A 19,037-nucleotide genomic window follows, 5' to 3' on the forward strand; every position below is an offset into this window, starting at 1 on the left:
AGCTCTATGACCACCACCCCGCAGCGGGCAGCCAAGTTCCCCCGCAAGACGCTCGTCGCCGCCGTCACCGCGGTGGCCGCTCTGGGCGGTCTGCATCTGTGGCTGAACACGAACGCGTTCGGCGACTCGGCCCTCTGCGGCGGCGTGGTGACTGCGGAGTCTGCCAAGGCCGTACTCACGGGCGCCGGCAGGATATCTGACCGCCAAGGCCCGCGGTCCGGCGCCGACGACGGAAAGACCCAGTTCGACTGTGTCATCGAGCGCAAGGCGGCGGTGCTGCCGGGCTCCGACAAGCAGACCCTCCACATCCAGGGAACCAGCGAGCGCGGCGACTTTGCCTTCACCGGCGGCCGCTGGCCCGACGCCTCGGCCGTGTCGTTCTTCCCGGGCGGCGGCGCTGCCTCCGGCCGAGCCTGGGTGTTTCTCCCAGCGGCCTGTACGGACCGCCAGGCGGGGCTGGTCGAGGCATACGCACCGGACAGCGCCGACACCGCGAAACTTGTCGCTCTGCTGACTGGCACAGCCAACCGGGTCAGGGACCGCGCCGGCTGCGCCCCGACCGCCCGGCTGGCGGCCCCGGCTCGCATCGCTCCGGTGATGCGCCAGCGCCCGGCCGTGGCCAGCGGTGTGTGTGGCCTGCCTGGTTTCACCGTGCCGGGAGTCCGTTTGGAGACCGTTCAGGTCTCCGACGTCAGCTGGTCCTGCGGCACGGCTACCGCCGAGGGCGGGAAGGCGGCGTACGCCACTTTCTCGGTGACCCGGGACCCAGCCGTCATCGAGGGCATCCGTAAGTCCCAGGGATTCACCGGGCACGGATTCGATGCCACCCACATCGTGTCCGACTGCGCCGGCAAGGCCACCTACTTCGCCATGGAGCCTGGCCCCCGGTACACCGAGTCCCTAGGAACCGGCGCGCCCACCCCAAGTGACCTGTTCAACGCCTTCGCCAAGGAGGCAAGGGCCAAATTCGGCTGCCCCACACCGTAGCAACGGCGAAGGAGACCGGAGAACCTCGCAGCCCGCTGCCGAGGAAGGCCAGCACAATGCATCACATCTGCCGTTCTGCTACTGCGGATGGAAATGGGGAAGGGAGCCGGCCATGGCGACGTGGGGACTGATCCTGGAAACAACGGTCGGCTTGGGCGAGCACAAACACACCGAGGCCTACGTGATGGCGCACGTGGAGGGTGGGCGTGAGATGGCTCTGGCGGAGTTGGAGAGGCGGGCGCGCGCCTACACTCCGGAGCACCCCAGGAGCCCCAAGCGTCGCCGCCTCTTCCGCGACGGTGATGGATTTCTGCTGGTTGTCGACGGCGCGTGGCAGTCCCACGCCACCCGCTTCTACGCTGCCGAACTCCTGGACGACACCGACCGCCCTGCACCAGCGGAACGGGTCAGCGATGAGCCAGTCGCGGCTGAGGTGCTGCCGGCCACGACGCGGGAGCTCCCGCCGCCGCCACCGCCACCGTCGGTAGCGGTGGCGGTGGAGCGCGACGAGGATGGCGTGCCGGTGAAACCGGCATGGCTGGGACGTACCGACCTGCCGTGAGGGGAGTTGCTGCGCGGCCTGGTCTTCAGCGCCGATCACCATGATTTCCTTCCACCTGGAACCCGTATGCCCCCTCGCCGAACAAGGGGTCGGCGTGCGGGCTCCGTCCGTTCCAGCTCCAGGATTTAGACCGTGTCCTATGTGGTGAGGCGGAGGAGGCGTTTGTAGCAGCAGATGGCTGCGGCGAGGCCGATGAAGGCCAGGTAGTTGCGGGGGTGTCGCTCGTAGCGGTGGTCGAGTCGTCGGTAGCCGGTCAGCCAGGACATCGTGCGCTCGATCACCCACCGCCGACGTCCTAATCGTTCGCTCGACTCGATGCCCTTGCGGGCGACGGGGACAGCGCCGACACCCGCGAGATTTCCCGCAGCCAGCTCAGGGCCGGTGACGTTCTCAACAGCTACTACGACCACGTCATCCTCTTCGACAAGTGGGACGACGACGCGCACACCAAGTTCTCGTACTACAGCTTCGGTTCGACCCCGGTGAAGCGCGTCACCGGCATGTCCATCAACGCCTCCACCAACGATGGCCACCCCAACGGCGACTACAAGGCACTCCGCTACGGCAAAATCGTCGACGACACGCCGACCACCGCGGGTGTGTACCGGCAGGGTGAGTTGGTGTTCTACATCTCGAACACGTCGGGGTGGACTGGCTGGCTGTTCGGGTTTCGGTACATCGGGAGACGTCCCGTTGACCGGTGACCGGAACGCCGACGGCAAGGACACCTTCGGTGTGTACCGCCCGAGCGACCAGACTTTCTACCTCAGCAACGACAACGCCTCGGTGGCAGTGATCCGCAGGATGGGAGTCGCGGGCGACACCCCGATCACGGGTGACTGGAACGGCGACGGCACCGACAAGATCGGCGTCTACCACCCCGCGACCTCCGACTTCATGGGTGCCGCGAAGGACTCCGACACGGTGATCTACAACAAGCGCTTCGGCAACCCGGGCGACACACCCATAACCGGCGCCTGGTAAAGCCCTCTGGCAGGGCCGCAAGAAGCAGAGGGCCTCGTGAGGCCCGAAGGCTCTGGGCCACGACGAAGCCCCAGGTCTCGGCCGGGGGCTTCGTATTTTCCAGTTCGGCCTGCCGCTCGGTCACCACGTCGCCAGCCGCCAGGCCCACCGCGGCCAGGCCCGCGCCCGCACCCGCACCCGCAGCGAGAAGGGCCTTCGCTGGGAGGTCGACCCCCACTCGTTGCCTGATCAAGCAGCCTGGTGCGCTGCCTGCTCGAGTCCACCGGCACGGAGGGCATCCTCGATCTCGCCGAGCTTTGCTGACGACAAGGGCCGGGACGCGGGGCGTGTAGGGCTCGGCCGTCGGCGCCGAACCGGCCGAGCTCGGTCATCAGCGCGGCGCCGGTCTGGATCTCGTCCGCCGGCCAGCCGATGATGTCGAGCAGCAGCCCGTCGAGCGGGCCGCCGACGAGCTCGGCGTACGTGCGCCCGGGCCGTGCGCCCGGGTTCGGGTCGTCGTGGACCGCCGGTTCCGTCGCGCAGCCGGGCTCAGCGTCGCTTGAGCCACCTGTTGGCGAGAACAATCAGGCCGATCACCACCGCGACAGAGATAACCGCCGTGATCTTCATTCCGGTGTCCATCATTCCAATCATCACTTCTCCTCTATTTTCTGCGAGTGGAATGGTTAGCTGCGCCGCCCTTTGCCGAACGAGCGATATTGTGCGGCTCGATGGTGGTTATCCAGCCTGGACATCACTGCGCGCCGGGCCGTAGCTGAGCAGGTCGCCCGGCTGGCAGCCGAGCACTCGGCAGATGCTCGTGAGTGTTGTGAAGCGGATCGCTTTTGCGCGATTGTTCTTGAGGATGGACAGATTGACATTGGTCACGCCTACGCGAACGGCGAGTTCCGCCAGCGTCATGTCCCGTTCGGCGAGGAGACGGTCGAGATGCACGTGGATTTCGTGGGTCTCGGTTTCCTCGTCGGACATCAGACAGTCCCTTCGAGGTCCTCGCGCATGCCGGCCCCCACACGCATGATCCGTGCGAACGTGAGCACCCCTAGGGCGGTCAGGACTGTGAGGTAGGGGAATGCCGATGTGTGAAGTACCGCTTCGACCGAGAATGTGACGTTGTCGGTCAGCGTCGCAAGCAGGGCTGCGCGGGCGCCGGCTTCGACGACTTCCGCAAACACGCTGCCGAGCAGCAGCCACCAGCCCAGCAGGTGCAGCCTGGAGGCGGTTTGTGTGGTGTAGACGCCGTCTCGGGCGGCCGACTGCAGCAGGCGGTTGAGCAGGATGAGGCCGCCGATCAACAGAGCGAGCGCCGGTACGCCACCGAGCACTCTCAGCAGATGCTGGTAGTTACTGGGGTGTTCGGCGCAGTACTGCGGGACCGCTGAGACGTGCGCCCCGTTTCGAGCGCTGAACATGGCGTCGGCAGCGCTCGAGCTGCCGGAGATCCAGTCAGCGGTGACACAGTTGCCCGGTCCGCTCCAGAATGCGATGTCGCTGTTGAAGAGGCTCAGGACAACACTGACCGCGAGGACGCCGACCAGCAGGCGAAGTACGCCCGAGACCACTGTGGACAGGGGCTCAAGGAGCTTCCGGTCCTCACTCACCGCCGCCACCTCCGTTATCGTTTATCGATGTTATCGATAAACGATACCTGCGGGGTGGGAGAAGGGGAACCCCGTCCTCAACCCGGGTCGCCGCAGCGGAGCAGCCAGCCCGGGGGGAAGCAGGCGAAAGCACGGCAGGCACGGCCAGGGCCGCCCCCGTGGGCGTCATCACTCCACGGGGCAAACATCTGGTTCCGTGCCTGCCGAACTGCGAGCTTGGTCAGCTCAGGGCCTACCAGTCGGCGGCTTGGTCAGGACCACCGATCCAGGTGCATCAGACCCTCTTGAGGTAACCGTCCTTGAAGCCGTCCTGGTCAGCCCACATGCGGTGACGGCAGGACCAGGTGCCGTACATGGCGAACTTGCCCGTCCACACGGTCTCCGAGTGGGCATTGTTCCCCGGATCGGCAGAGATCCAGTTCTTGATCGGCTCGTGGTCGAACGCCAGGGCCGGCACCCAGTTGGTGTGGCTGGCCCAGCCGCTGAGGACGGCCGTGACCCTGCTGCCCGAGACCCGGTAGTTGACACCGAGCTTCACCGTCGTGACCTTGACGCCGACGATCGTGTCGGAAACGCTGTGCCAGGCGCTCATGTCACCGGCCACGGCGCTCGGAGAGTTCGACGAGTTCGACTCCTCCTTGTTGATGACGATGTCGCCGCCGGCCAGCACGCGCTGCTTGGCGGTGGGGCTCTGCGCGACGTCCATGAACGCCTTGAAGTGGTCCGGCTTGTTCAGGTAGCCGAGGAACTTCTCCTGCTTCTCCTGGGGCAGGGCCTTGAACTGAGCGATCGTCTCAGCCGCAGCCGGGTCCTGCTTGGCCTCCAGCCACGCGACATACGCTTGCGGAGTGGAGGGCAACGGCGCCTCCACAGCACTGGCCTGCGCTGGCAGAGCCGCCGCCAGCGTTAACGCTCCGACGGTCGCGGCCATCGCGCCGACGAATCCCCGGCGAGTGGTGTTGCTCATTTCAACTTCCCCCAAAACTTGCTCCTGCGTAACAAATACAGAAGGAACGCACAACTGAAATCAGCCTGACGCAGGAAAGGAATTTCCTCAGGCCCCCCAACCTTCTGCACGCGAAACGCCGTTGGTCATCGGCGCTTGACTGAACGACAGTCACACACGCCACAGCGCCCCGGCAACCCACATTGGATTCTTCTGAGGTTTGTTTGAGGTTCGCGGCGAACACGCCTCGGCACAGTAAATGCTTTCAGGACACCTTGGCACATTTTTTAGCCATACCGAATAAGCGAAATACGCCGCTCCGTTAATACCGATGATTGCTGAATGCCGCCCTGCCCGACAAAGGCCAGAGCCTTGCCGGCACTGGCAGTCTCAGCGGAGGTACTTCCGACGGAACTGCAGCCAGGTCCTGGCAGCGATCGGCCCCCTCGCCTGGACCCGCCTCCTGCTGCTGGACGGCGAGCTGGCCAACGCCCAGCCCAAGAAACTCCGCTGCTGCATGTCGCCGCCCGCCTCATCCACGGCGGCCGACGCCTCCACCTGCGGATCTGCGCCAGCTGGCCCTGGAGAAAACGAAACTCGGCGGCCACCCTCCACCGCCTCGCGGCCTTGCCCCGCCCGGCCAGCTCACCACCCCATGGCGCGGGGAAACCTGGAGAACCCGACCACCGCGCCGGGAGTCCGCATGCCACCCACCAACACCGCCCAAACAACCCCGGTCGGTTATCCAGCAGCCGCAGCTGGAAACGGCGAGGCTAGGCCTCAAGAGGGTGACCCCGCGCGCTGGTCACGGTCTCGATCCGCTCGCGGGGGGCACCTCCGCACGCTGTCAGCAGCACACCGGGCAGGATGAGGTTAATTTGAGCATCCAAGCAGTCCGACCGGCGCTGGTCTGCGTTTCAAGTCATTTGTGGAATCGTTTCAGCCGCAGTGAACCACCCGTCTATATCGCCGACTCGGCTGCTTCCAGAAAGAGAACCGTTCACCCTTCTCGCCGTTCGGCGGAGATAACCGGAACGCGCAGCCGGCTCGTGCGTGCCGCATCTACCACTCGTTTCCGGAGTGCGCGCGGCTACGCTTCACAATCACAGGGGAGGATGGACACGCCGCCTCCGCTTCAGGGCGTTTGCCCCTACTGCAAGCGCGGCTGCACAGATGCCTGCCGCCAGCCAGGGAGCCGTGCGCTTGACCTTGTCGGCCAGCGTAGGGGCAGGGTCGTGGCAGCCAGGGACTGCAGGTTCCACTCGCAGTCGGGCCCAGTCCTTTGACGGCTTCCCCTTCTCTCGCCAGACCACGGTGTAGAGACCCGGCTTCGCGTCGCACCTGATGCGGACGACCGCGGAGACCCTCTTCGCTCCGCGCATGACCACTGGTCCTGTGAACGCCGATGAGGTCAACGTGACGCCTCCGTCGCCGCCCATCTCCAGGCCATCGGTGGCCGTCATCTCGCCGCCGGCCCGCACCGACCGCACGTCCCATGGGCTCGCGGGCCACTCCACATCCGCAGGCCAGCGCTCCTCCTGGGGCTCCGGCGGCAGCTCGGAGACCCGTCGTGCGCACGCCGCGCGCTCCGCCTCTTCAGCTGGAGCCACCCGAACACTGCCCCAGAGCCGCGTGACCTCGGAGGGATTCTGCTCCCCGCCCGATCCGATACGCACCTCGTAGGACCCGGGCGCAGCGGTGCAGGAGATCGTCAAGACCGCGGTGACGTGCGGATCGTTCATCCTCATCCGGCCATCCGCGGTGAACGCTTCGGAGAAGACCCTGTCGCCGTTACCGACGGCGTCCTGCAGGCCCACCGAGACGCTGATCTGCTCGCCAGGCCGAACCAACTGCTCGGCGCCACTTTGAAGGGGCAACGGCACATCTGTAAGTGGAGCGGCCTGCACGCCCTCCGCTCCGAGTGACATGAACAGCGGAATCGTCAGGACTGCCGCGCCGATCCATGCCCGTAATCGCTTCATTTGTCGCCTATCTGGATTCGTTGACGATCTCTCACACCACTGCCTACTCTGCCCTCTTCGTCGAACTGACGCACCAACACACTGCGATGCCAGGTGTCATCGCTGCACTCAGAAAGCAAGTCATTGAGATCAAAATGGTTGACCGCACTCGCGCTCGGCACCAGCACCGTGCTACTCACCGCCCCCACTGCCCTGGCGGCGTCGGCCGCTCCCTCTCCGGCCGACACCCTCCCTTCACCCTCGGCCTCATCCTCATCGTCGCCCCCCACACCCAGCCCTTCAGAGTTATCCCGCTCCGGCTCCACGCCCTCCGCCTCGCAGCTTCCCCTACCGACTCCACCACCGGTAACCGCTCCCCCCTCCCCCTCCGCGTCCACCCCCACCCCACTGCTTGCATCCCCAGCCTCAACTACGGAAGAGCAGTACTGGACAGCTGAGCGGATGGCCCAGGCCAAACCCATCGACGCCGCCCGCGGCACCGGGCCTATCAAAACTCCATCAGCACCCAACTCGATGGCCGCTGCACCGCCGGACACACCCCACGCCGCACACTTCGACGGCCTCCCGATGGTGGGGACGTTCTTCTTCGACGGCACGCCGGTCGGTGGAAACGCCACCTACTGCACTGGCAGCGTCGTGCGTAGCAAAGGGAAGAGCCTGGTGCTCACCGCGGGGCACTGTGCGAACGGCTTGAACGGGGCCACCCACCGTGTCTTCGTACCCCAGTACCAGTTTCTCAAGGTCCCGGCCAACCAGCCGTGGGGGCTCTTCTCGGTCGGCGAGGTCTACAAGGACCCCCGCTACCCCGACACGGACCAGACCAGGGCTGCCGTTTCGGACCTGGACTTCGCCTTCGTCACCGTCGCCCCCAATGCCAAGGGCGCGGTCGAGGACGTCGTCGGCGCCCTCACTTTCACCACCTCGACTTCGTACGAGCACAACGTGACGGTCGTCGGCTACCCGGCCCACGCCAGCGACAACAGCCAGCACAAGGCCATCCGCTGTGATGTGGCAACCCGTCGGCTGTATGGGTTCCGGCAGATGCAGATGGAGTGCGGCGGCTACTACGGCGGCGTCTCCGGCGGCCCTTGGATCAGGGGATACAACGCCTCGGCCAAGACTGGAGAGGTGATCGGAAACGTCGGGGGCATGGGCGGTGGCGGCGACGTCGACTGGACCTCGTACGCTCCGCTCTACGGCAAGGACGCCCAGGACCTCTACAACGACGCCAACAACGGCATCGGACCGAAGAACGTCCACCGCGGCACCTACCAGCCTCCGACGGACGGTCCGGCCCTGCCCGGCAGCGGCGAGACGTGGAAGCACGCCAAGCAGATTTCCGCCGGAGACTTCTCCGGCACGGGTCACAGCGATCTGCTCGTCATCTGGACCGACGGCGAAGTCACGCTCTACCCCGGTGACGGCAACGGCGGCTTCCGTCCCGAACGGCAGCTGCTGGCGCCCAACGCAGGCTGGAAGCCGGTCGCCACCATCACCGCCGGCGACTTCACCGGCTCCAACCAGTTCGACCTCATGGTCCGCTGGGACGACGGCAGGATGACCCTGCACGGCGACGTCGGCTCCAACGGCCTTGGTGCCGGCGTCGAAATGGCTCCCTCGGGGTCCATCTGGAGCCACGCCACCCAGATAGCCGCCGGCCGCTTCAACGCCGTTACCTACGTCACCGACCTGATGGTGCGCTGGTCCGACGGCGAGCTCAGCCTGTTCACCAACGTGGGGGCCGGCACCCTGGGCCAGGAGTACAAGCTCAAGGACCCCAACAGCACGTGGAAGGAGGCCACGCTGCTGACCTCCGGGCAGTTCTCCGGCAACCAGAAGTGGGACCTCATGGTCCGCTGGGACAGCGGCGCGCTCAACAACTACGTCGGCACCACAACCGGCGGCCTGGGCAGCGAGCAGCCCATCCACGGCCCCAACAAGACCTGGACCCACAGCGTCATCATGACCACCGGACAGTTCACCAGTGACGGTCTCACCAACGATCTCATGATTCGCTGGACCGACGGCGAGACCACCCTGTACCAGGACACCCGCATGAACAGCCTCGGCACCGAGCGGATGATCTCCCCGCCAGCCTGAATCTGCAGAGGCCGGCGCGTGCACACGGGACCGCGTCAGATCACTCGCGCACAACTGCCTTCACCCACTCGCGGAGTCCCATCCCGCCCACCCGCGTCGCATTCCACCTCGCCAGAACATGGGCGACGGACCCGGACATGAAGTGACCGACGACGCCCTGGCTTCGCTGGGGCTTCTTACTCGACGCCGCGTGGTCGAGGTCGACCGGACGCTGGAGGGAGACCTCGCGCTGATGTCCCAGGTCATCACTGCGATGCGGTTCGGACGGGCTGCGCTCGACGGTGACCTGGCTGTCTGGCAGGCGCCTGTCTGATCTCTACCGCCGCCTACCGTGTTTCGGCCGTTGTCGGGACCACAGTCTCCACCGGGGTCCCCCAAAGAGGTATCAGGGCCTGCCACGACAGCTTCGCTCCGGTTGCCCGGGCAGGACGTTGCCCCGGCAGTTGCGCAGTTCGATCCACTGCGATCCGGTTCGAGGAGTGATGGAGCCTCGTGGGTGGCCGCCCGTCGCTGAAGGTGCGGAGGGATTCAGGCCAGGCCGGCGCTAATAGCCGGCAAGACACATCAGGGCCTGACGACCATACAGCTGTACAGACGATGCGCTGGTTGGCCAGCCGCCGTCTCGTATCGGGCCCCTGTGGGCCCTTCCAATCGGAGAGGAATCCTTTCATGCATCGCATCGCCAAAGTGGCTGTTCTCGTGACAGCCGCCGTCGCTTTAAGCGCCCCCGTCGCAAACGCCGACAGGTCCTACATCTACAACAGCTACAGCGATGACGTCACGGACTGGCATACCGGTGTCAGCTGGGGTGGTGCCTTAGCGTGCGACATGGACCAGGACGGGAACTCTGTGAAGGCCCACTTCACGCGGGACGACAACTCTGCACACGAGGCATGGGCGCAGGCGGGAAACGGCACCTGCAACGGCGGATTCGACCTCAGCAGCACCAACCGGGTCAACAAGCACCGCTCACAGCAGATTCGTGACTGGGCAACCGACCCCTACGGCCCCTGGAAGTACCGGCCCTGATCCAGCACATGTTCATCGCGCGGAGCCGGATGTTCGGTACACCCGGCTCCGCGCTGCCCGGCTGACAACGAGGAAGCATGAGAACCGACCTGCACGATCGAAAGACGGCCGCAGTAGAAGTGAAGGACCTGCACTACAGCATCGGTGATCGCCGTCTTCTGAACGGGCTGTCCCTCAGTGTTGCTGCCGGGTCGTCCGTGGCGGTGACTGGCCCCAGCGGCTCGGGGAAGACGACTCTCCTTTGCTGCCTCAGCGGTCTGATCACCGCCTCGTCCGGTGTCGTCCGCATCGCCGGCGTCGACATCTCCCAGGCATCTGCAGGCGAGCGAGCCGCACTGCGGCTGCGCACCGTGGGTACCGTCTATCAGTTCGGTGAGCTGATACCCGAACTGTCGCCCCTGGAGAATGCCGCACTTCCGGTCCTGCTCGCCGGAGGCAACGCGAAGAAGGCATACGCGGACGCACAGAGCCTGCTGGACGAACTCGGCGTACTGGAATCCTCATCCAAGAACACCGCATCGCTGTCGGGCGGAGAGCGTCAGCGTGTCGCCGTCGCCCGCGCACTCATCGGCAGGCCTTCTGTGATTCTGGCGGACGAACCCACCGGTTCCCTCGACCAGCGGACGGGCGACGTCGTCGCTGATCTGCTGTTCGATCTGCCCACCCGCTTTCAGTGTGCGCTGATCCTGGTCACCCACAATCCCCAGATTGCCGCCCGTGCCGACCGGACGCTTGAACTCACCGAAGGGCGCCTGTCTACGGACTCGGAGGGTCGCAGGTGAGCAGCCACGTGACCATGCTCCGGCTCGGTCACCGGGTAGGAACGTCGAGCGGCGTATCCGCCCTGGTTCACCGCTTCGGACTGTTCGCGGCATCCTTCCTCGTACTGTGGGTGGCCTGGAGCCTCCTGGCCGTGGATGCCAGTCTGGCCGCTCGTCAGGAACGGCAGGACGCTCGTTCCCCGGTCATGGCTGAGCAGAGCCAAGAAGCGGTGGCCCTGTGGCTGGAGCGCCCGGACTACGTCGATGGTCAGGCCATATCGGTCATCTTCCTGGAGCCGCTCCAGTCGGATGCCAGTCCGCCGCCAGGCCTTGAGAAGTGGCCTGAGAAGGGTGAGGCCTTTCTTTCACCTCAGGCTGCGAAGCATGCGGCAGGAACTCTCGTCTCCCGCTACGGCACGATGGGTGGGACCATCGGGCGAACGGGCCTCACCGAACCCAATGAGCTGCTGGTGTACACCCGGTCCCCCATCGAAGGAATCTTCGGCGAGACGAGTCACAGAACGCGCATAACGGGCTTTGGGCGTCCGAACTCTCAGTTCATCGACTACTTCACCGTGAGCCACCAGTTCGAACGCCCCTCCGGCGACCTCTGGATACTCCTCCTGCTGTTCACCGTACTGCCGGCTGCCGCCTCCCTCATGGTCGTGGTGCGCGGCGCCGCGGAGTTGAGAGACCGCAGAATCTCGATGCTCGAGGCTCTGGGAGCTTCATCTGCGGCGCGCCTGCTGGTGGTCACCGGCGAAGCTGCCGCCCCTGTAGTGGGGGGTTCGCTCCTGGCGGCAGCCGCTGCGTGGGCCACGACCCTGTGGGACACTGTCCTTCCCTTCACCGGGTACACCGTCTCAGCTGGTGATGTGGCCTCACTGCGCATATGGATGCCCCTGCTGATTCTTGCCGCGGCCGCCCTCGTACTGGGGATAAGCGCGCTGCGCTACGTGATGCCCCCCAAGCGAACCACCACCCGCCCGCAGCAGACCAGGGCCACGCCCGGACGGACGGTATGGGTGCTGTCCGGGATCGGGTCCTGCCTGTGCCTGTACGGAACGTGGCGGGCAGACGGTCCGGGACGGGTCGTCTTCTTCTTCGGAGTCATGCTCGTACTCGCAGCCCTCCCCGTCCTTGCCGGACGCCTGTCAGGCTCTCTCGGGTCGGCGATCGCCTCGCATTCCCTCCGCAGAGGCGACGCGGCAGGACTCATCGCCGGACGGTGGCTCGCCGCCAGACCCGTCGTCCTCGCCGTACTCAGTGCGGCAATGATCCTGGGGCTCGGCCTCACGACCCTGGGCCAAGTCGTCACCAGCCAGCTCGAAGGCCCGGAAATCGTCGCCAAACGCCTGGCCGGCGTAAACAACCGCAACGCCGTCCTGATCAAGGCATCAGGTGATCCATCCCGCTTCGACCAGCTCCGCCGACAGCTCCCAGGCCATCCCACAGCCCTCATCTATCGCGAGGGCGGCCGCACGGTACTGTCCGCCGACTGCAACTCACTGGCATTCTTCGGAACGCTCACCACCTGCCCCACGGCTGTCACAGAGCTGACTGACGCAATATCGACCGTTGAGACCACGCCCCGCACAGCACTGGCAGGACTCGGCCTCTCACCGGACATGGTGAGCATCACCACCCAACGCCCGGGCATCACCGACCCCGCAAGTGTCTCTCTCGTGGTCTTCAACACCGCAGGCGGAATCGGAGCCGATCAAATCTGGGCTGCCGCCTACCGGACGCTGGGCTTCCCCATGCTTGACGTGCCGGTGGAGTCCGGGATGCTAGGCGCGCAAGCCCGGAGCGACTACGTCAAGTGGGTCCTGGACGCCGCACTGATCGGCTTGCTTGCCCTAGTCCTCGCGGGAATCGTGGGTGCAGCCTCCGTATTCGACGACCAAGCGCGAAGTCTCGGCCCCGTGGCCTCGTTCCGAAGCGACAGGAACTTCTACCTAAGAGTGGCCCTCTGGAACCTCTCCGTTCCCCTCGTTGTCGTGGGAGCAGGCGCCGGAGTGGCTACGTACCTACTCGGCCAGATGCTGCTCTCCATCGGCGACGGAGGCGAACTCTCCGCCGGACTCGTGGCCGCCGGCTCCCTCAGTATCGCCATCGGCGGTGTCATCATCGCCGTCGTATGCGCTGAGATCGCGACACGCCGGAGCCGAAGCTGGCGCCCTACAAACGACTGACGCAACGACTCTTCACCCCCTGTCCGTGCCTCCCGACCTTTCGCCGACAACGGGAGCATGCCCTGCACGCTCTGGGCTTGCCCACACTGTCAGCGGGAGGCTTGCCCAGCCCTCAGGGAGCTTGCCCGGGGCGGAAGCGGGAGGGCCAGCCGCGGGCCTTCTCGGCGGTGACGGCAGCCTCCTGCTCCAGGCGGTCACGCTCGGCCTGGTCGGCGGCCGCGACCGTCTTGTCCTCGCACGGCTCGCACAGCGTCGGGTGCCGTCGGTGGCCCGGCTCCGGGGACAGCTGGGTGTTCTCCCAGCGGTCGTTGTCGAACTTCGTCCCGCAGCCAGCGCAGGGAGGGCGGGCGGCCTCACGCTCGGCCCTCTTCTGCTCGGCCGCGCGGCGCAGCTGCTCCTGGTACTCCGCCTGCTGTGCTCGCGCCCGCTCCGCTCGGCGGGCGAGGACGGTGTCCCGGCGGGGCTTGCCGATCGCGTCGCGCAGAGGCTGCATGTGGGTGCGGCCGAAGCGAAGGAAGACCGGTCCGTTAGGTCCGTGCTCGCGCAGGTTGCGCAGGCCAGTCGCGAAGATCGGGATCTTCGTGTCGTAGCTGCTGTACCCGTCGGCCGGCCCGCCCGCCCACAGCAGCCGGGTCAGCTCCTGCAGCCGCGGGACGGTGCGGTTGGGGTCACGGGCACCTATGTGGTTGAAGACAATCAGGACCGGCGGGTGCGGGGCCTCTCCTCGCTCCGCGACGCGGGCCATCCAGCGGGTGCGCCACATCGGCTTTGCGCTACCCGGCTGGCCACGTCGACGCCGTGCCCCGAGCACACACCGAGGTCGACTCGGCGCAGCTGCGCCGAGTCGGCAAGGACCGGCGGTCTCCACCGCCGGACTTCGTACAAGGCCACCAACACGCCGAGACACGACCCTGGCGCGGCCGTTGGGGTCCGCGGGGAGAGCCACGGCGCTCTTGTGGGTGAAGTGGTCCACCTGATCGGATGACAGACCTTCCTGGGAGCGAGGAGGGCCGGTAGAACCATGCCCGTGATGATCACCCTCGCCCGAGGCGCCGCCGCGTTCGCCCTGGCCCTCGCTCCCCTCTCGCTTCCCGCCACCACCCACGCAGCGCCGGCCAACCAGCTCGCACAGCGCATTGCGCTCACGAACCCGGACAACGGCCGGTCCGTGACCGCGGGCCCCGGTGATGACATCGAAGTCCGGCTCACCGCCTCCCACGAAAACGGACTCACCTGGACCTGGAGCACCCCGACGTCCAGCGACTCCACGGTGCTCCGGCGGACGACGGGACGCACGGCGCCGAACGGTGACGCAGCAGCCACCTTCCATGCGGAACACGACGGCACCGCGACCATCACCGCGCAGCGACGCTGCCGCCCCGACGCAGGCCAGGTCTGCCCCCTGGTGGTCACGCCGTGGAAGGTCACGGTCGAAGCGCAGTGATCCTTCTTGTAGGACTCCTTCCGCAGCCGGGGCACATCAGGAGCCGGCGGCTCCACCCTGATCACCCAGCATCGCTCTCTCCAGAAACAGTCGGATGAAGGGCGTCCCCGTCCAGCGGGCCGCCGACCAGCTCGACGTACACGTGCCCCGGCCTCGGCCGCGGAGCGGGGGCATCCCGGTCCGTCCCGTAGGCCTTCCCCCGTGACCGCGTCTCCACCGAGAGTCCACGGCCCGGCAGCCCAGGTGTGACTGAGCGCCGCTCCTGGACCCGATGGACCCCTTCGATGCTCAAAGCGGTCCCGGTCGCGCAAGCGACTGATGCCCCGGGCAGGGGCTGGGGTGCATGCACGGCGCGGCTCCCGGCCCCATCCCGCTGTACGGGGAGCCAGGCAGCCGGCCGGCGCGGGCCATCCACGGCGATGCGGACCGGACCGCCCAGAGCCCCTTCCCGCACTCCCCGCCGCCCGAGGACCACGATCCCCCCGTACGGCCGCCTCCGCGCCCAACGGCCACCGCCCCGTCCAGGAGGGGACCCGGGCGGGGCAGCGCGAGGGGGTTGCCGGCCTACTCGGGGCGCACCTGGGCGGCCTGCATGCCCTTCTGTCCTCGCTCGGCCACGAAGGACACGCTCTGTCCCTCCCGGAGGGTCTTGAAGCCGTCGGTTTCGATCGCCTTGAAGTGGACGAAGAGGTCATCGCCCCCCTGCGCGGGGCTGATGAAGCCGTAGCCCTTCTCCTCGTTGAACCACTTGACGGTGCCGGACTGGCGGTTGCTCACAGAAATACCGATCTCTCAGGTGATGGCCGCTTCCCATCCCACCACTCCTGCCCCGGCAAGAGCGCCCACACCGGCCCCCCGGCCAGGGAAACCACCCTCCAGTGCGACAGGACCGCCGAGCAGGGATCTCGGCGGTCCTGGCACGGCGGTCAGCACCCGGCAAAGCCTGTCGCTTACGGAGGCAGCCATGGTTCAGGCGGTACGCAGGCGGTAGACGCGCACCGTGCGCTCGGCGACGGCCGGGCGCGCCGCCCGCGAGAATCATGGTGCGGGTGCCGCCGTGGCGATAGCGCAGATCCGTGATGGCGACCAGACGGCCGCTCGCCTGGACCTGGTCCCCGACGCGCAGTTCGGTGGGCGGAACGTCCACCGGGACCCGTCCCGTCGGGACCCGTACCCCGTCCCGGTCCGCCTCGGCGGCGCGGACGGCGGCCGGGGGCGGTGGCCGGGGGCGGTGGGGCTGGCTGGCAGGCGACGGTGCGGGCGATCCACTGGAATCCGGCCGTATCCGCCAGGCGCGGCACAAGCGGGGACGGGTGGAGGCCGACGACGCGGGCGTACGCCTGGCGGTCGCGGTCGAATACCAACTGGCCGACCGCGTAGCGGCTGGTGGTCGCGGGTGCCCGGCGAGGGCCCAGCGTCGCATGAGGATCTGCATGTCGGTGACCAGGGTGCCGCGCTTGACGTCACGGCGGTCCGCGCTTACCTCGCCCGCGAGGCGTTGACCGCGGTCCCCCGGGCCACGTCGAGACCGTCGAGCACGACGGCCGAGAGCACGCCGTCACACTCGGTGTCTGGCACACCAATTGCTGTCCCGCCGCGCGAAACCGCGCGGCATGCGCCCGTCAGTCGGGGAAGGAGAAATAGAGCGCCTCGCTGTAGAAGGAGGCGAAGTGGTTCTGCCAGTCGGCTCGGACCGAGGCCAGCCAGTCGTCGTCCTCGCCGGCGATCGCGGCCTCAGCCTTGGCGACGGCGGCGGGAATGTCCTCGGACGCCAGACGCCGCACGCTCTCTACCGGGTCGTCGCCCGACATCGAGACGATCTCCCCGGTCTCGAGGACGAAGTACTCCCCCTGCTGCTTCTCGAGGTGGGCGGTGGTCCTGGCAACGCACTCGGCGAACTCGGCGTCGTCCTCCAGTCCCTTGCCGACCGCGTGAAGGAGAGCGAGGAGCAGAGCCGCCCCGCCGACGTAGTCCGCGGCAAGGCCGATCGGCGGATTCCAGATCATGGACGGGACGATCGTCGTCCCGCGCCCCACCATGATCTTGTGCGCGAGCGGGATGTCCCAGTTGTGCTCGGATATGCATCGGATCCGCTCGGGGATCCCCGCATCGTTCGGCATCGAGTCTGCAGAGTAGAGATAAGAACGGTTTGCCATGGTGGCGACGCTAACACCGGGGTCCGACAAGGCGGCGCCGCCGGACTCTTGGCGCACGGTCACAACCGTCGCGTCCCGAGCGCATACCGCCCTCACGACGCCGACCCGCGATCCGCGATCCGTGTCGACTAACGGTCTCCCGCCGGCGCCGACGCAGAACCAGAGCCCTGAACCCCTCCGCCGAGCGTTGTGCTCGGCTCCGCCCACTGCAGGGCGAAAACGTGCATGTCCTGTCCGCTCGCGGAGGGCTGCCCCTCGTCGTCAGGATCTCCGCCGGCAGCGTCCACGACAACTTCAGGCGGCGGACGCCAGGGTGGTGTCGAGCCAGTCGTAGATGCGGGCGATGGCGTGGCGGATGGCGCCGGGGTGGCAGTGGGCGCCGGCGCCCTCCGCGGCGGTGAAGAGCATGAGGGTCTTGGGGCAGGTGAGGTGTGCGTAGAGCTGCTCGGGCTGGCCCTTGAAGAACTCGTCCTCCGAGGCGTCGCAGACAAGGGTCGGACACTGGATCTTTTCGGCGATGCCGTCGGCGAGGGTGTAGTCGAGGTAGGAGGCGTTGAAGGCGCGGGGGGTTTCGACTCCCATGACGTACATGCCGTGGTTGAGTGCCCAGCGGGCGATCGGGTCCTTGGCCATGATCTGTTCGAGGGCGGCGTCGAGTTCCGGGGCGGACTCCGCCCGCAGGAGGCGTTCGGCTTCCTTCCGGTCGCCGGGGATGTTGCGGACGGCCGTCTCGCCGAGGTCGTAGAGGCCGTCGACGGGTATCAGCGCGGCCAGCCGGTGCTCGAACGCGGCGGCACGGGGGGCGAGTACTCCGCCCATGCTGAGACCGAGCAGTCCGATGCGGCTGTTGTCGACCTCCGGGATCGTCTCGGCGAAGTCGACCACCGGGGTGATGACGTTCTCCCAGTCGGGACGGAAGACCATGTCCTGGTGGTGGCGCGGCCCGGGCATTCCGGGGCCGTCGAAGACCAGCACGGTGTAGCCCCGCTCGACGGCGGCCAGCGCACCGAAGAAGTGCATCTCCTCCGCCGTGCCGTCGAAGCCGTTGTGCATGATCACCGTCGGCCGGGGGGTGCCCGAGTCGTCGACCCGGTAGAGGTAGCCGGGCAGCGTGGTGTTCTCGTAGGGGATCCGGACCGGCTCGATGCGCGGGCTGGTGTAGAGGGCGGCGGCGGCCCGGAAGCACTCCACGGAGCGGTCGTAGGCGTGGTCGTGGCGCGGGTCGCAGTCCTTGCCGTGGAGGAAGAACTCCGCCGACCGGTAGTAGTTCGAGGCGCGCAGGAACCCGTCGCGGGCGCTGACCCGGTGACCGGCCGCCAGAGCCTCCTCGGCTTGCGACGACACCCGGCCGGCAGTGGCGAACCACTCGGTGTACCAGCTGTCGTAGTCGCCCTCGGTGATCCGTTCGGCGGTGGAGACGACCTCGCCGAAGTCGGCCCCGCCGTAGGCGATGTGACTCATCGAGCGCAGGGTCTCGTACCAGAACTGGGTGTTGTTCGGGAAAAGCAGCTGCTTCATGACGGTCTCCTCGACTCGAACCGCAAGCACAGATTTGTGCTTGCGGAGACGACTGTAGGGCCTTGGGCGCCCGGAAGCAAATATCTGTGCTTAAGATGGTGGTGTGACTCAGAAACAACCGGCCCCGCGCATCCGCAGGAGTCCCGAGCAGGTCCGCGCAGCCGTGCACCAGGCGGTCGTGGACCTCCTCTCGGACTCGGCGGGCGAGGAGCTGAACATCCCCGCGATCGCTCAGCGTGCCGGCGTCAACCACACGAGCGTGTACAGGCGTTGGGGAAGCCTCGACGCACTGCTGGCCGACACGGTCACCACCCGCCTCGAACGGGACTCCCCGCTGAGCGACACCGGCACCCTGCGCGGCGACCTCATCGCGTGGGCCGAAGCCAGCGTCGCGAGCATGCGCACGTCCGAGGGACGCGCCCTCGTACGCGCCGTCGTCCTGTCCATGCCGAGCGGCGCCCAGGCACAGGGCGAACGGGCCGGACAGTTCCGGCGCCGCATGCGTTCCATCGAGCAGATCCGCGAGCGGGCCACGGCCCGCGGCGAGGACCCCCCGCCACTGGAACAGATCCTCGACCAGCTGATCGCGCCGTTCTACATCCGGACGATCTTCGGCATCGACGTGCCGGACACCGGCTACCCGCAACTCCTCGTGGACAGGCTGCTCGGCAGGGCGACCGACCCGGAGACGGGCTGAGGAAGCGGGCTGAGGAAGCGGGGCGAGCCGGGCGATCCGCTCGCCCAGGTAGATGCGTCTCGTCCATCTGGCCCACCG

The 19,037-nt window shown here is 67.2% G+C and carries 20 protein-coding genes and 2 pseudogenes; 11 read left to right on the forward strand and 11 right to left on the reverse strand.

Annotated elements, in window-relative coordinates; genetic code table 11:
• Positions 1 to 6: 6 nt before the first annotated feature.
• Both ACIPK4_RS25775 and ACIPK4_RS25780 read left to right on the forward strand, forming a co-directional pair.
• The gene (locus tag ACIPK4_RS25775; RefSeq protein WP_402316326.1) at positions 7 to 987 is read left to right on the forward strand and encodes a hypothetical protein; all 981 of its coding nucleotides are present in this window, start codon (positions 7 to 9) and stop codon (positions 985 to 987) included.
• Positions 988 to 1,099: 112 nt separating this feature from the next.
• Positions 1,100 to 1,549, forward strand: a complete 450-nt coding sequence (locus ACIPK4_RS25780; protein ID WP_402316329.1) for a hypothetical protein — start codon at positions 1,100 to 1,102, stop codon at positions 1,547 to 1,549.
• Positions 1,550 to 1,686: 137 nt separating this feature from the next.
• Here ACIPK4_RS25780 and ACIPK4_RS25785 read toward each other — a convergent pair.
• Positions 1,687 to 1,887: pseudogene (locus ACIPK4_RS25785) on the reverse strand (transposase); the annotation flags it as partial.
• Between the two features lie 144 nt (positions 1,888 to 2,031).
• Here ACIPK4_RS25785 and ACIPK4_RS25790 point away from each other — a divergent pair.
• On the forward strand, positions 2,032 to 2,253 hold the full coding sequence (locus ACIPK4_RS25790) for a hypothetical protein (RefSeq protein WP_402316332.1): 222 nt from the start codon (positions 2,032 to 2,034) through the stop codon (positions 2,251 to 2,253).
• Complete coding sequence (locus ACIPK4_RS25795) at positions 2,243 to 2,533, forward strand: hypothetical protein (protein WP_402316335.1); 291 nt, start codon at positions 2,243 to 2,245, stop codon at positions 2,531 to 2,533. Before ACIPK4_RS25790 ends, ACIPK4_RS25795 begins: the two co-directional genes overlap by 11 nt.
• Positions 2,534 to 2,844: 311 nt before the next feature.
• Here ACIPK4_RS25795 and ACIPK4_RS25800 read toward each other — a convergent pair.
• The 6 genes and pseudogenes from ACIPK4_RS25800 to ACIPK4_RS25825 form a co-directional block, all read right to left on the reverse strand.
• Positions 2,845 to 3,096: pseudogene (locus tag ACIPK4_RS25800) on the reverse strand (hypothetical protein); the annotation flags it as partial.
• A gap of 154 nt (positions 3,097 to 3,250) precedes the next feature.
• Positions 3,251 to 3,502: a helix-turn-helix domain-containing protein gene (locus ACIPK4_RS25805; protein WP_402316338.1), complete on the reverse strand. Its 252-nt coding sequence runs from the start codon at positions 3,500 to 3,502 to the stop codon at positions 3,251 to 3,253.
• Positions 3,502 to 4,131: a hypothetical protein gene (locus ACIPK4_RS25810; protein WP_402316340.1), complete on the reverse strand. Its 630-nt coding sequence runs from the start codon at positions 4,129 to 4,131 to the stop codon at positions 3,502 to 3,504. The genes ACIPK4_RS25805 and ACIPK4_RS25810 overlap by 1 nt, the downstream gene beginning before the upstream one ends.
• 274 nt (positions 4,132 to 4,405) lie before the next feature.
• A complete protein-coding gene (locus ACIPK4_RS25815; RefSeq protein WP_402316343.1) occupies positions 4,406 to 5,098 on the reverse strand; it encodes a hypothetical protein in 693 nt (230 codons plus the stop codon).
• 1,082 nt (positions 5,099 to 6,180) lie between these two features.
• A complete protein-coding gene (locus ACIPK4_RS25820) occupies positions 6,181 to 7,059 on the reverse strand; it encodes a hypothetical protein (protein WP_402316346.1) in 879 nt (292 codons plus the stop codon).
• On the reverse strand, positions 7,056 to 7,655 hold the full coding sequence (locus ACIPK4_RS25825; protein ID WP_402316901.1) for a hypothetical protein: 600 nt from the start codon (positions 7,653 to 7,655) through the stop codon (positions 7,056 to 7,058). Before ACIPK4_RS25825 ends, ACIPK4_RS25820 begins: the two co-directional genes overlap by 4 nt.
• Between ACIPK4_RS25825 and ACIPK4_RS25830 the strand changes: the two genes are divergently transcribed.
• The 5 genes from ACIPK4_RS25830 to ACIPK4_RS25850 all read left to right on the forward strand — a co-directional run bounded on the left by ACIPK4_RS25830 (position 7,627) and on the right by ACIPK4_RS25850 (position 13,144).
• Positions 7,627 to 9,159: a trypsin-like serine peptidase gene (locus tag ACIPK4_RS25830; RefSeq protein ID WP_402316867.1), complete on the forward strand. Its 1,533-nt coding sequence runs from the start codon at positions 7,627 to 7,629 to the stop codon at positions 9,157 to 9,159. The two genes, ACIPK4_RS25825 and ACIPK4_RS25830, sit on opposite strands and share 29 nt — an antisense overlap.
• 142 nt (positions 9,160 to 9,301) lie before the next feature.
• Entirely contained in the window at positions 9,302 to 9,472 is a 171-nt protein-coding gene (locus ACIPK4_RS25835; protein ID WP_402316349.1) for a hypothetical protein, read from the forward strand.
• A gap of 356 nt (positions 9,473 to 9,828) precedes the next feature.
• Positions 9,829 to 10,188, forward strand: a complete 360-nt coding sequence (locus ACIPK4_RS25840; RefSeq protein ID WP_402316352.1) for a hypothetical protein — start codon at positions 9,829 to 9,831, stop codon at positions 10,186 to 10,188.
• A gap of 77 nt (positions 10,189 to 10,265) precedes the next feature.
• Entirely contained in the window at positions 10,266 to 10,970 is a 705-nt protein-coding gene (locus ACIPK4_RS25845) for an ABC transporter ATP-binding protein (protein WP_402316354.1), read from the forward strand.
• A gap of 185 nt (positions 10,971 to 11,155) precedes the next feature.
• A complete protein-coding gene (locus ACIPK4_RS25850) occupies positions 11,156 to 13,144 on the forward strand; it encodes a hypothetical protein (protein ID WP_402316356.1) in 1,989 nt (662 codons plus the stop codon).
• 112 nt (positions 13,145 to 13,256) lie between these two features.
• On the opposite strand, the gene ACIPK4_RS25855 is transcribed toward ACIPK4_RS25850, so the two are convergent.
• Positions 13,257 to 13,907 carry a hypothetical protein gene (locus ACIPK4_RS25855; RefSeq protein ID WP_402316359.1) on the reverse strand — a complete coding sequence of 217 codons (651 nt, stop codon included), beginning with the start codon at positions 13,905 to 13,907 and terminating at the stop codon, positions 13,257 to 13,259.
• Between the two features lie 258 nt (positions 13,908 to 14,165).
• Between ACIPK4_RS25855 and ACIPK4_RS25860 the strand changes: the two genes are divergently transcribed.
• Complete coding sequence (locus ACIPK4_RS25860) at positions 14,166 to 14,588, forward strand: hypothetical protein (RefSeq protein ID WP_402316362.1); 423 nt, start codon at positions 14,166 to 14,168, stop codon at positions 14,586 to 14,588.
• A gap of 564 nt (positions 14,589 to 15,152) precedes the next feature.
• Here ACIPK4_RS25860 and ACIPK4_RS25865 read toward each other — a convergent pair.
• From ACIPK4_RS25865 to ACIPK4_RS25875, 3 genes are all read right to left on the reverse strand, one after another.
• Positions 15,153 to 15,365: a cold-shock protein gene (locus tag ACIPK4_RS25865; RefSeq protein ID WP_402316365.1), complete on the reverse strand. Its 213-nt coding sequence runs from the start codon at positions 15,363 to 15,365 to the stop codon at positions 15,153 to 15,155.
• Between the two features lie 845 nt (positions 15,366 to 16,210).
• On the reverse strand, positions 16,211 to 16,708 hold the full coding sequence (locus ACIPK4_RS25870; RefSeq protein WP_402316368.1) for a hypothetical protein: 498 nt from the start codon (positions 16,706 to 16,708) through the stop codon (positions 16,211 to 16,213).
• A gap of 330 nt (positions 16,709 to 17,038) precedes the next feature.
• Complete coding sequence (locus tag ACIPK4_RS25875) at positions 17,039 to 18,262, reverse strand: alpha/beta fold hydrolase (RefSeq protein ID WP_402316371.1); 1,224 nt, start codon at positions 18,260 to 18,262, stop codon at positions 17,039 to 17,041.
• A 103-nt stretch (positions 18,263 to 18,365) separates the two neighbouring features.
• Here ACIPK4_RS25875 and ACIPK4_RS25880 point away from each other — a divergent pair, with 103 nt between their 5' ends.
• Positions 18,366 to 18,959, forward strand: coding sequence for a TetR/AcrR family transcriptional regulator C-terminal ligand-binding domain-containing protein (locus tag ACIPK4_RS25880; protein WP_402316374.1), 594 nt, complete (start codon positions 18,366 to 18,368; stop codon positions 18,957 to 18,959).
• Positions 18,960 to 19,037: the final 78 nt, after the last annotated feature.

The sequence above is a fragment of the Streptomyces sp. NPDC086989 genome (assembly GCF_044745505.1).
GTDB lineage: Bacteria > Actinomycetota > Actinomycetes > Streptomycetales > Streptomycetaceae > Streptomyces.